Below are 12177 nucleotides of genomic sequence, written 5' to 3' on the forward strand. Positions count from 1 at the left end.
TTTCCGGTGTCCCCCTCGCCGGCTGCTAGTCGCGGGCCGCGGTCAGGTGTTCCGCGTGTTCCTGGAGCGAGCGGACGCCCACGTCACCGTGGTTGAGGGCGTCGATGCCCTGGACGGCGGCGGCGAGCGCCTGGACCGTCGTCAGGCACGGCACGGACCGCGCCACGGCCGCCGTACGGATGTCGTAGCCGTCGAGGCGGCCGCCGGTGCCGTACGGGGTGTTGACGATGAGGTCGACCTCGCCGTCGTGGATGAGCTGGACGATGGTCTTCTCGCCGTTCGGGCCGGTGCCCTCGGACTGCTTGCGCACGACGGTGGCGTTGATGCCGTTGCGCCTGAGGACCTCGGCGGTGCCGGAGGTGGCGAGCAGCTCGAAGCCGTGGCCGACCAGCTCGCGCGCCGGGAAGATCATCGAGCGCTTGTCGCGGTTGGCGACCGAGATGAAGGCGCGGCCCTTGGTGGGCAGCGGCCCGTAGGCGCCCGCCTGCGACTTGGCGTACGCCGTGCCGAAGACGGAGTCGATGCCCATGACCTCGCCGGTGGAGCGCATCTCCGGGCCGAGGACGGTGTCGACGCCGCGGCCGGAGGTGTCCCGGAAGCGGGTCCACGGCATCACGGCCTCCTTGACGGAGATCGGCGCGTCCAGCGGCATTTCGCCGCCGTCGCCGGTGGCCGGGAGCAGCCCCTCGGCGCGCAGCTCGGCGATGGTCGCGCCCAGGGAGATCCGGGCGGCGGCCTTCGCCAGCGGCACCGCGGTCGCCTTCGAGGTGAAGGGCACGGTGCGGGACGCGCGCGGGTTGGCCTCCAGGACGTAGAGGATGTCGCCGGCCATCGCGAACTGGATGTTGATCAGGCCGCGGACGCCGACGCCCTTGGCGATGGCCTCGGTGGAGGCCCGCAGGCGCTTGATGTCGAAGCCGCCGAGCGTGATCGGGGGCAGGGCGCACGCCGAGTCGCCGGAGTGGATGCCGGCCTCCTCGATGTGCTCCATGACACCGCCGAGGTACAGCTCCTCACCGTCGTAGAGCGCGTCGACGTCGATCTCGATGGCGTCGTCGAGGAAGCGGTCGACGAGGACCGGCCGGGTGGGGCTGATCTCGGTCGACTCGGCGATGTAGGAGGACAGCCGGGTTTCGTCGTAGACGATCTCCATGCCGCGTCCGCCGAGGACGTACGACGGGCGCACCAGGACCGGGTAGCCGATCTCGTCGGCGATGGACTTGGCCTCGGCGAAGGTGGTGGCCGTGCCGTGCTTCGGGGCCGGCAGGCCGGCCTCGGCGAGCACCCGCCCGAAGGCGCCCCGGTCCTCGGCCGCGTGGATCGCCTCGGGCGAGGTGCCGACGATCGGCACGCCGTTGTCCTTCAGCGCCTGCGCCAGGCCCAGCGGGGTCTGGCCGCCGAGCTGGACGACGACACCGGCGATCGGGCCGGCCTGCGTCTCCGCGTGGACGATCTCCAGCACGTCCTCGAGCGTCAGCGGCTCGAAGTACAGACGGTCGGAGGTGTCGTAGTCGGTGGAGACGGTCTCCGGGTTGCAGTTGACCATCACGGTCTCGTACCCGGCGTCGGACAGCGCGAAGGAGGCGTGGACGCAGGAGTAGTCGAACTCGATGCCCTGGCCGATGCGGTTGGGGCCGGAGCCCAGGATGATGACCGCCGGCTTCTCGCGCGGCGCGACCTCGCTCTCCTCGTCGTAGGAGGAGTAGAAGTACGGCGTCTTGGCGGCGAACTCGGCGGCGCAGGTGTCGACCGTCTTGTAGACCGGGCGGATGTTCAGCGCGTGCCGTACCTCGCGGACGACGTCCTCGCGCAGACCGCGGATCTCGGCGATCTGCTGGTCGGAGAAGCCGTGCCGCTTGGCCTCGGCGAGCAGCTCGGCGGTGAGCTCCGGCGCCTCGGCCAGCTCGTCGGCGGTCTCCTTGATCAGGAAGAGCTGGTCGACGAACCAGGGGTCGATCTTCGTGTACTCGAAGACCTCCTCGGGCGTGGCGCCCGCGCGGATGGCCTGCATGACGGTGTTGATGCGGCCGTCGGTGGGCCGGACCGCCTCTTCCAGGAGCCGGGACTTGTCGCCGGGCTCGCCGACGAAGGTGAACTGGCTGCCCTTCTTCTCCAGCGAGCGCAGCGCCTTCTGGAAGGCCTCGGTGAAGTTGCGGCCGATGGCCATGGCCTCTCCGACCGACTTCATGGTGGTCGTCAGGGTCGAGTCCGCCGAAGGGAACTTCTCGAAGGCGAAGCGCGGGGCCTTCACGACCACGTAGTCGAGGGTCGGCTCGAAGGAGGCCGGGGTCTCCTGCGTGATGTCGTTCGGGATCTCGTCGAGGGTGTAGCCGACGGCCAGCTTGGCGGCGATCTTGGCGATCGGGAAGCCGGTCGCCTTGGAGGCGAGCGCCGAGGAGCGCGACACGCGCGGGTTCATCTCGATGACGATGACCCGGCCGTCGGCGGGGTTCACCGCGAACTGGATGTTGCAGCCGCCGGTGTCGACGCCGACCTCGCGGATGACCGCGATGCCGATGTCGCGCAGGATCTGGTACTCGCGGTCGGTCAGGGTCATGGCGGGCGCGACGGTGATCGAGTCGCCGGTGTGCACGCCCATGGGGTCGAAGTTCTCGATGGAGCAGACGACCACGACGTTGTCGTGCTTGTCGCGCATCAGCTCCAGCTCGTACTCCTTCCAGCCGAGGATGGACTCCTCCAGGAGCACCTCGGTGGTCGGGGAGAGCGTGAGGCCCTGGCCGGCGATGCGGCGCAGCTCGTCCTCGTCGTGGGCGAAGCCGGAGCCGGCGCCGCCCATGGTGAAGGAAGGGCGCACGACGACCGGGTAGCCGCCGAGCTGCTCGACACCGGCGAGCACCTCGTCCATGGAGTGGCAGATGACCGAGCGGGCGGACTCGCCGTGCCCGATCTTGCGGCGGACCTCCTCCACGACGTCCTTGAACTGGTCGCGGTCCTCGCCCTTGTGGATGGCCTCGACCTTGGCGCCGATCAGTTCGACGCCGTACTTCTCCAGGGCGCCGTTCTCGTGCAGCGAGATGGCGGTGTTGAGGGCCGTCTGGCCGCCCAGGGTGGGCAGCAGGGCGTCCGGCCGCTCCTTGGCGATGATCTTCTCGACGAACTCGGGCGTGATCGGCTCGACGTAGGTGGCGTCGGCGATCTCCGGGTCGGTCATGATCGTCGCGGGGTTGGAGTTCACGAGGATGACCCGCAGGCCCTCGGACTTCAGGACCCGGCACGCCTGGGTGCCGGAGTAGTCGAACTCGGCGGCCTGGCCGATGACGATCGGGCCGGAGCCGATGACCAGGACGGACTGGATATCGGTGCGCTTAGGCACGCTGGCCCTCCATCAGGGAAACGAAGCGGTCGAACAGGTAGGCGGCGTCGTGCGGGCCGGCGGCCGCTTCGGGGTGGTACTGGACGGAGAAGGCCGGCTGGTCGAGCAGCCGCAGCCCCTCCACGACGTTGTCGTTGAGGCAGACGTGAGAGACCTCGGCCCGCCCGAACTTGGTGTCGCTGACCTTGTCGAGCGGCGCGTCCACGGCGAATCCGTGGTTGTGCGCGGTGACCTCGACCTTGCCGGTCGTACGGTCCTGGACCGGCTGGTTGATGCCGCGGTGGCCGTACTTCAGCTTGTAGGTGCCAAAGCCGAGGGCGCGGCCGAGGATCTGGTTGCCGAAGCAGATGCCGAACAGGGGCGTCCTGCGCTCAAGCACCTCGGTCATCAGCGCGACCGGGCCGTCGGCGGTGGCGGGGTCGCCGGGACCGTTGGAGAAGAACACGCCGTCGGGGGCGACGGCGTACACCTCCTCCGCCGTGGCCGTGGCGGGCAGGACGTGCACCTCGATGCCGCGCTCGGCCATCCGCTGCGGGGTCATGCCCTTGATGCCGAGGTCGATCGCGGCGACGGTGAACCGCTTCTCGCCGACGGCCGGGACGACGTACGCCTCCTGGGTGGCGACCTCCTCGTAGAGGCTCGCGCCCTTCATGTGCGGCTGGGCCTGCACGCGCGCGAGGAGCTCGGCTTCCGGGGCGACGGACGCGCCGGAGAAGATGCCGGCGCGCATGGAGCCGCGTTCGCGCAGGTGGCGGGTGAGCGCGCGGGTGTCGATGCCGCTGATGCCGACGACGCCCTGGGCGACCAGCTCGTCGTCGAGGGAGCGCTTGGCGCGCCAGTTGGAGGGCACGCGCGCGGGGTCGCGCACGACGTACCCGGAGACCCAGATGCGGCGGGACTCGTCGTCCTCGTCGTTCCAGCCGGTGTTGCCGATCTGCGGGGCGGTCGCGACGACGATCTGGCGGTCGTACGACGGGTCGGTGAGGGTCTCCTGGTAGCCGGTCATGCCGGTGGAGAACACCGCCTCGCCGAAGGTCTCCCCCACGGCCCCGTAGGCACGGCCGCGGAAGACCCGGCCGTCCTCCAGGACGAGTACGGCGGGAACCTTGGCGGATCCCCTGGTGGAGGTCGTCATCGTGCGCCTTCCGTCGTGTTGTTCTTGATCATGGAGTTGATGGCGTCGACCCACGCGGTGTGCTCGGCCGCGGTGTCCGAGCGGAACCCGGAGTCGATCAGCTTGTCGCCGTGCGCCCAGGTGACCACGAGCAGTCCGCCCTCGGTGAGGACCTTGCCCGCGATGCCCTTGCCGAGCACGGCCTCGCGCAGCGCGCCGGCCGGGACGAAGAAGTCGGTCGCGCCGGGGCGTACGACGTCCAGTCCCGCGTCCGTGAGGGTGAGCTCGACGCGGCTGCGGGTGCCCAGGCCGTGCGCCACGATGCGGTCGAGCCACTGCCCCGCGGTGGTGGAGCCGTGGTACCGGCCGCTCATCGTCAGTTTCGCCTCGCCGGGCTCGTCCGGCGCGGTGGGCAGCTCAGGAAGGTCGCCCTGGAGCGTGCCGCGCCACTTCCAGCCCTCGCGCATCAGCCAGTAGACGAGCGCGACGAACAGGGCGAGGCCGACGACCCAGCCGATCCGGGCGGCCCAGTCGGTCACTTCGGCCGATTCCTTCTCGGCCGCCAGCAGGAGTACAGGTGTCACGTGAGCTTCCCGTCGACGAGCGTGGCCTTGCCCCGGAGCCACGTGTGCGTCACACGGCCCGGCAGCTCGCGTCCCTCGTACGGGGTGTTCCGGCTGCGCGAGGCGAAGCCCGCGGGGTCCACCGACCCACGGTATGCCGTGTCGAGGAGCGTGAGGTTGGCGGGCTCACCTGCCGAGACGGGACGCCCATGGCCCCGGGCCTGCCCGATCCGGGCGGGCTTGAAGGACATGCGGTCGGCGACCCCGGCCCAGTCGAGGAGCCCGGTCTCCACCATCGTCTCCTGGACCACTGACAACGCGGTCTCCAGGCCGACCATGCCCATGGCGGCCGCGGCCCACTCGCAGTCCTTGTCCTCGTGCGGGTGGGGCGCGTGGTCGGTGGCGACGATGTCGATCGTGCCGTCCGCGAGCGCCTCGCGCAGCGCGAGCACGTCACGCTCGGTGCGCAGGGGCGGGTTGACCTTGTAGACCGGGTTGTAGGTGCGCACCAGCTCGTCGGTGAGGAGCAGGTGGTGCGGGGTGACCTCGGCGGTGACCTGGATGCCGCGGGACTTGGCCCAGCGGACGATCTCGACCGAGCCGGCGGTCGACAGGTGGCAGATGTGCACGCGGGAGCCGACGTGCTCGGCGAGCAGCACGTCCCGGGCGATGATCGACTCCTCGGCGACGGCCGGCCAGCCGCCCAGTCCCAGCTCGGCGGAGACGACGCCCTCGTTCATCTGGGCGCCCTCGGTCAGTCTCGGCTCCTGCGCGTGCTGCGCGACGACCCCGCCGAAGGCCTTCACGTACTCCAGGGCGCGCCGCATGATCACGGCGTCGTCGACGCACTTGCCGTCGTCGGAGAAGACGGTGACACCGGCCGCCGACTCGTGCATGGCGCCCAGCTCGGCGAGTTTCCTGCCCTCCAGGCCGACGGTGACGGCGCCGATGGGCTGCACGTCGCAGTAGCCGTGCTCCTGGCCGAGCCGGTAGACCTGCTCGACGACGCCGGCGGTGTCGGCGACCGGGAAGGTGTTGGCCATGGCGAAGACGGCGGTGTAGCCACCGGAGGCGGCCGCGCGGGTACCGGTCAGGACGGTCTCGGAGTCCTCGCGCCCCGGCTCGCGCAGATGCGTGTGCAGGTCGACCAGGCCCGGCAGCAGCACCTTTCCGTCGGCCTCGACGACCTGGGCGCCGTCGGCCTCCAGGCCGGTCCCGACGGCCTCGATGACCTCGCCGTCGATCAGGACGTCCTGCGGCTCGCCGCCGAGCACCTTCGCACCACGGATCAGGATCTTGCTCATGGTCGCTTACTTCTCCTCGGTGGTGACGGGGGTGCCGGCGGGGCGGGCGTGGCGGACGGCGGGTTCGTTGCCGCCCAGCAGCAGGTACAGGACGGCCATCCGGATCGACACGCCGTTGGCGACCTGCTCGACGACGGTGCAGCGGTCGGAGTCGGCGACCTCGGCGGTGATCTCCATGCCGCGGACCATCGGGCCGGGGTGCATCACGATGGCGTGCTCGGGCATCCGCGCCATGCGGTCGCCGTCGAGGCCGTAGCGGCGCGAGTACTCGCGCTCGGTGGGGAAGAACGCGGCGTTCATCCGCTCGCGCTGGACGCGCAGCATCATCACCGCGTCGGACTTCGGAAGCGTGCTGTCGAGGTCGTACGACACCTCGCAGGGCCAGGTCTCGACGCCGACCGGCACCAGGGTGGGCGGGGCGACGAGGGTGACCTCGGCGCCGAGGGTGTGCAGCAGGTCGACGTTGGAGCGGGCGACACGGCTGTGCAGGACGTCCCCGACGAGGGTGATGCGCTTGCCGGACAGGTCCTGCCCGATCCCGGCGTCGCGGCCGACGAGGCGGCGGCGCATGGTGAAGGCGTCCAGCAGGGCCTGCGTGGGGTGCTGGTGGGTGCCGTCGCCGGCGTTGATGACGGCCGCGTCGATCCAGCCGGAGTTGGCCAGCCGGTACGGGGCTCCGGAGGCGCCGTGCCGGATGACGACGGCGTCGACGCCCATGGCCTCCAGGGTCTGCGCGGTGTCCTTGAGGGACTCGCCCTTGGAGACGCTGGAGCCCTTCGCGGAGAAGTTGATGACGTCCGCGGACAGGCGCTTCTCGGCGGCCTCGAAGGAGATCCGGGTGCGGGTCGAGTCCTCGAAGAAGAGGTTGACGATGGTGCGGCCGCGCAGGGTCGGCAGCTTCTTGATGGGCCGGTCGGCGACCCGGGCCATCTCCTCGGCGGTGTCGAGAACATGGACGGCGTCGTCGCGGGTGAGGTCGGCGGCCGAGATGAGATGACGCTGCATCTGTCAGGCTCCGTAAGACAATGGGGAGTTTTCGGGCATGCGGGCGCATGAGGGCGCGCACGCGTGGGCGTACGCCGGACCGCTACTGCTGCGCGCCCGGGGCGGTCTGCTTCACACCGAGCAGCACGGTGTCGCGACCGTCCTCCTCGGCGAGCTGGACCTTGACCGTCTCCCGCAGCGACGTGGGGAGGTTCTTGCCGACGTAGTCGGCACGGATGGGCAGTTCGCGATGACCGCGGTCGACGAGGACCGCGAGCTGCACCGCGCGCGGGCGCCCGATGTCGTTCAGGGCGTCGAGGGCGGCGCGGATCGTGCGGCCGGAGAAGAGCACGTCGTCGACGAGGACGACCAGACGGCCGTCGATGCCGTCACCGGGGATCTCGGTGCGGGCCAGCGCACGCGGCGGGTGCATGCGCAGGTCGTCGCGGTACATGGTGATGTCGAGCGAGCCGACGGGGACCTTGCGGTCGGTGATCTGCTCCAGCTTGGCGGCGAGCCGCTGAGCGAGGAAGACGCCCCGGGTCGGAATGCCGAGGAGCACCACGTCGTCGGCGCCCTTGGCACGCTCGACGATCTCGTGGGCGATGCGCGTCAGCACGCGCGCGATGTCGGGGCCTTCGAGAACGGGCCGCGCATCGGACTGCTGCGGCTCGAGCCGCGTGTCCTGCTTGTCCATACGAAACGGACCTCCTTCTCCGCCTCACGGGACGGACCTTAAAGGACGTCGGAATTGCGCCATCCACGGTAGCAGGCCGGGGCGACTCCCCTGATCACCCCCTTGGCGTAATCGGCCACTGATACCACGGAAGAGTCGGTGTGGACCATTCGGCTTGACGCAGAAGAATCACGCTGCGTAACCTCACAGTGAGTTACCAACCGCGCGGCATGGACGAGAGCCAGTCGCGTCGACCCAGTGCCGGGGAGCTATATGTCCAGCGAATACGCCAAACAGCTCGGGGCCAAGCTCCGGGCGATCCGCACCCAGCAGGGCCTTTCCCTCCACGGTGTCGAGGAGAAGTCCCAGGGACGCTGGAAGGCGGTCGTGGTCGGTTCCTACGAGCGCGGCGACCGCGCCGTGACCGTGCAGCGCCTCGCGGAGCTGGCCGACTTCTACGGCGTGCCGGTGCAGGAGCTGCTGCCGGGCACCACCCCGGGCGGCGCGGCGGAGCCCCCGCCGAAGCTGGTCCTGGACCTGGAGCGGCTGGCCCATGTACCGGTCGAGAAGGCGGGCCCCCTCCAGCGCTACGCGGCCACGATCCAGTCGCAGCGCGGTGACTACAACGGCAAGGTGCTCTCGATCCGCCAGGACGACCTGCGCACCCTTGCCGTCATCTACGACCAGTCGCCGTCGGTCCTGACCGAGCAGCTGATCAGCTGGGGCGTGCTGGACGCGGACGCGCGTCGCGCGGTCTCCCACGAGGAGAGCTGACCGCTCGGCGGGCCAGCAGAAACGTGCCGCCGGGGTGGCCGGAACCTGATGGTTCCGGCCACCCCGGCGTTTCTCCACGGAACGGGCGCGTCCGGCGGGGACGGAGAGGACGGGGAATGCCGAAGGGCCCGCAGCGAGTGCTTCCCTGCGGGCCCTTCGGCGTCGAGTCGAGTCGTACCGTCTACGCCTCGTCCCGGCGCAGCGACGGCTTGAGTTCCTTCAGCCGGCCGAGCAGGCCGTTGACGAACGAGGGCGACTCGTCCGTGGAGAACTCCTTGGCGAGCTGCACCATCTCGTCGAGGACGACGGCGTCCGGCGTCTCGTCGACCCAGATCAGCTCGTAGGCGCCGAGCCGCAGGATGTTGCGGTCGACGACCGGCATCCGGTCGAGCGTCCAGCCGACCGAGTACTGCGCGATCAGCTCGTCGATGCGCTTCGCGTGCTTCGCGTAGCCCTCGACCAGCTGCATCGTGTACTCGCTCACCGGCGGCTGCCGGGTGTCTGCCCGGGAGAGCCGGATCCAGTCGGCGAGGACCGTCAGGACGTCGGCGCCGCGCTGGTCGCCCTCGAAGAGGATCTGGAAGGCGCGCTTGCGGGCCGTGTTGCGAGCGGCCACGGTTAGCTGTTCACCCGGCCGAGGTAGTCGCTCGTGCGGGTGTCGACCTTGATCTTCTCACCGGTGGTGATGAAGAGCGGGACCTGGATCTGGTGGCCGGTCTCCAGGGTGGCGGGCTTGGTGCCGCCGGTGGAGCGGTCGCCCTGCAGACCCGGCTCGGTCTCGGCGACGGTCAGCTCGACGGCGGCCGGCAGCTCGACGAAGAGCACCTCGCCCTCGTGCTGCGCGACGGTGGCGGTGAAGCCCTCGACGAGGAAGTTGGCGGCGTCACCGACGGCCTTGCGCTCGACCATCAGCTGGTCGTAGGTCTCCATGTCCATGAAGACGAAGTACTCGCCGTCCATGTACGAGAACTGCATGTCACGCTTGTCGACAGTGGCCGTCTCGACCTTGACACCGGCGTTGAAGGTCTTGTCGACGACCTTCCCGGAGAGCACGTTCTTGAGCTTGGTGCGCACGAAGGCCGGGCCCTTGCCGGGCTTGACGTGCTGGAACTCGACGACGGACCAGAGCTGGCCGCCTTCGAGCTTGAGCACCATGCCGTTCTTGAGGTCGTTCGTGGAAGCCACGGTTGCGGAATCTCCTGGACTGACGTGGACGACCCCGGGGGCACGCACTCCTACAGCGCGAGCAGCTCCTTGGTCGTGATGGTGAGTAGCTCGGGTCCGCCGTCCGCCTCGGGGCGTACGACGAGCGTGTCATCGATCCGGACACCGCCCCGGCCCGGGAGGTGGACCCCCGGTTCGACGGTGACCGGCACGCAAGCGTCCAGTTTACCCATGGCCGCGGGACCCAACTGCGGGTCCTCGTCGATTTCGAGTCCTACCCCGTGCCCGGTCAGCGCCGGAAGGCGTTCCGCGTACCCCGCGGAGTCCAGCACCTGGCGTGCGGCACGGTCCACGTCACGGTAGGCGGCGCCGGGCGTCAGACTCTCGCGGCCGGCCCGCTGCGCGGCGAACACCAGGTCGAACAGCTCGACCTGCCAGTCCGCCGGGGAGGTGCCGATGACGAAGGTGCGGCCGATCTCGCAGCGGTAGCCGCGGTAGGTGGCCCCCAGGCAGACGGAGAGGAAGTCGCCTTCCTCGACCCGCCGGTCGGTGGGCCGGTGCCCGCGCCGGCCGGAGTTCGGTCCGGTGCCGACGGAGGTGGGGAAGGCGGGACCGTCGGCACCGTGGTCGACGAGCCGCCGCTCCAGCTCCAGGGCGAGGTGGCGTTCGGTGCGGCCCACGAGGATGGACTCCAGCAGCTCGCCCAGAGCCTGGTCGGCGATCTCGGCGCCGATGCGCAGGCAGGAGATCTCCTCCTCGTCCTTGACGACCCTGAGCTGTTCGACCGCGCCGCCCAGGTCGGCCAGGCGCAGCCGTGGGGCGACGGAGCGCAGCGCGCGGTGGCGGGCGACCGTCACATGGTGCTCCTCGACCGCGAGGGAGTCGGCGCCCTGGTCGGCGACGAGGCCGGCGGCGGTCACGGCGGGGTCGCCGCCGGCGCGGGGCAGGGTGTGCACCCGCAGTTTCTCGTCCGGTCGGCCCTGGCCCGGGCGGTCGTCGGGCGGGCCGGCGCAGACCAGCAGGTCCTCGCGGTTGCCCAGCAGGAGGACGGCGCCTCGGGGCGCCGCGCCCGCGAGGTATCTCACGTTGGCGGGGCGGGAGATCAGCGCTGCCGCGTTGCCGGACGCGTTGCAGCGCTCCCTCAGCCTCATGCGGCGGGTCGCGTACACCTCTGACATGAGACGAGCGTAGAAGCGGTGGCTGGATCCCGCCGGTCGGGAGCGGCTAAGTGGGGGTGCGGGCCTCCCCCGGGTCGGGACACCCGCCACCCGGGTCAGAGCATCCGCCGGTCACCACTACGCTGGCACCCGCCGGTCACCCCCCACTACGGCGGGCACCCGCCGGTCACCACTTCGGCGGGCTGGCGATCGCCCGCGCCAGGACGTCGTCCAGGACGCGCGCCGTCGTCGGCACGTCCAGCTGGGAGTTGTCGATGATCGGGAGGCCGGAGCCGTACCAGCCGGCCATGCGGCCGTGGATGCGGGCGACCTCCTCGTCGGTGAGACGGCGGTTGCCGGAGCGCTCGGCGTTGCGCTCCAGGACGACTTCCAGGCCGGGGAGGAGGACGACCGGGAGCAGGCCCGGGCCCACATGGCGTTTCCAGCCACCGAGGCCGACGGCCGGGCGGTCGGGGAAGATCGCGTCGTCGAGGATGCAGGAGATGCCGTTGGCGAGGAAGTTGCGCGCGGCGAAGCCGCAGGTGCGGCGGGCCAGGCGGTACTGGGCCTCGGAGTGGTCGTTCCACCCGCTCTGCGGGTCGGCGAAGCCGGAGCGGACCCATTCGCGGACGTCGTCGAGGCTGATGTGGGCGGTGGGTACCCGGCGGTGGTCGGCCCAGAACTTGGCGACGCTGGTCTTTCCGGCGCCCGCGGGGCCGATGAGCAGCACGGCGAGGGTGGTGCCCGCGGGGTCGGGGGCGGCGGGCGCCGGGGGCGCGCTGGGCACGCCGACGGGGCCGCCGGGGGGCAGCGGGACATGCCCGGTGATCTCCGTGCCCGGTGGGATGGGGGCGTGCCCCGGGGCCGTGGGATGGGGCGCGGGCGGGACCGGGGGCTGGGGCGCCGGGGGGAGGGGTCCGGAGTGCGGTGCTCCGGTGAAGCCCGGCGCCGGGTGCGGCGGGGGGACGGGGGCGGTCCGCTGGGGGGGGCTGCCCGGCTGGTGCGGACCCGGGTGTTGTGCGGCCGGCGACCAGCCGGCGGCCGGACCGTGCCCCGGCTGGTGGGGCGGCGGCAGCGGAGAACCCACTGCGTGCTGCATCCGGTGCC

The 12177-nt window shown here is 70.9% G+C and carries 11 protein-coding genes; 1 reads left to right on the plus strand and 10 read right to left on the minus strand.

Annotation, left to right across the window (positions count from 1 at the left end):
- Positions 1-25: 25 nt before the first annotated feature.
- The 6 genes from carB to pyrR form a co-directional block, all read right to left on the minus strand.
- Positions 26-3334, minus strand: a complete 3309-nt coding sequence (gene carB / locus ALMP_RS34010) for a carbamoyl-phosphate synthase large subunit (protein WP_264935469.1) — start codon at positions 3332-3334, stop codon at positions 26-28.
- The gene (carA, locus tag ALMP_RS34015) at positions 3327-4469 is read right to left on the minus strand and encodes a glutamine-hydrolyzing carbamoyl-phosphate synthase small subunit (protein WP_264935471.1); all 1143 of its coding nucleotides are present in this window, start codon (positions 4467-4469) and stop codon (positions 3327-3329) included. The genes carB and carA overlap by 8 nt, the downstream gene beginning before the upstream one ends.
- Positions 4466-5032: a hypothetical protein gene (locus ALMP_RS34020; RefSeq protein WP_264935473.1), complete on the minus strand. Its 567-nt coding sequence runs from the start codon at positions 5030-5032 to the stop codon at positions 4466-4468. The genes carA and ALMP_RS34020 overlap by 4 nt, the downstream gene beginning before the upstream one ends.
- Positions 5029-6315, minus strand: a complete 1287-nt coding sequence (locus tag ALMP_RS34025) for a dihydroorotase (protein ID WP_264935475.1) — start codon at positions 6313-6315, stop codon at positions 5029-5031. Before ALMP_RS34025 ends, ALMP_RS34020 begins: the two co-directional genes overlap by 4 nt.
- Positions 6316-6321: 6 nt before the next feature.
- Entirely contained in the window at positions 6322-7320 is a 999-nt protein-coding gene (locus tag ALMP_RS34030) for an aspartate carbamoyltransferase catalytic subunit (protein ID WP_264935477.1), read from the minus strand.
- Between the two features lie 82 nt (positions 7321-7402).
- Positions 7403-7996, minus strand: coding sequence for a bifunctional pyr operon transcriptional regulator/uracil phosphoribosyltransferase PyrR (pyrR, locus tag ALMP_RS34035; RefSeq protein WP_264935479.1), 594 nt, complete (start codon positions 7994-7996; stop codon positions 7403-7405).
- A gap of 252 nt (positions 7997-8248) precedes the next feature.
- On the opposite strand from pyrR, the gene bldD reads away from it, so the two are divergent.
- On the plus strand, positions 8249-8749 hold the full coding sequence (bldD, locus tag ALMP_RS34040) for a transcriptional regulator BldD (protein WP_009313753.1): 501 nt from the start codon (positions 8249-8251) through the stop codon (positions 8747-8749).
- Positions 8750-8930: 181 nt separating this feature from the next.
- On the opposite strand, the gene nusB is transcribed toward bldD, so the two are convergent.
- The 4 genes from nusB to ALMP_RS34060 all read right to left on the minus strand — a co-directional run bounded on the left by nusB (position 8931) and on the right by ALMP_RS34060 (position 12169).
- A complete protein-coding gene (gene nusB, locus ALMP_RS34045) occupies positions 8931-9365 on the minus strand; it encodes a transcription antitermination factor NusB (RefSeq protein WP_264935486.1) in 435 nt (144 codons plus the stop codon).
- Between the two features lie 2 nt (positions 9366-9367).
- On the minus strand, positions 9368-9934 hold the full coding sequence (gene efp / locus ALMP_RS34050; RefSeq protein ID WP_264935487.1) for an elongation factor P: 567 nt from the start codon (positions 9932-9934) through the stop codon (positions 9368-9370).
- A gap of 50 nt (positions 9935-9984) precedes the next feature.
- Positions 9985-11091, minus strand: a complete 1107-nt coding sequence (locus ALMP_RS34055) for an aminopeptidase P family protein (protein ID WP_264935489.1) — start codon at positions 11089-11091, stop codon at positions 9985-9987.
- A gap of 166 nt (positions 11092-11257) precedes the next feature.
- On the minus strand, positions 11258-12169 hold the full coding sequence (locus ALMP_RS34060) for an ATP-binding protein (RefSeq protein ID WP_264935491.1): 912 nt from the start codon (positions 12167-12169) through the stop codon (positions 11258-11260).
- Positions 12170-12177 lie beyond the last annotated feature (8 nt).

The organism is Streptomyces sp. A012304, assembly GCF_026008495.1.
Taxonomy (GTDB): domain Bacteria; phylum Actinomycetota; class Actinomycetes; order Streptomycetales; family Streptomycetaceae; genus Streptomyces.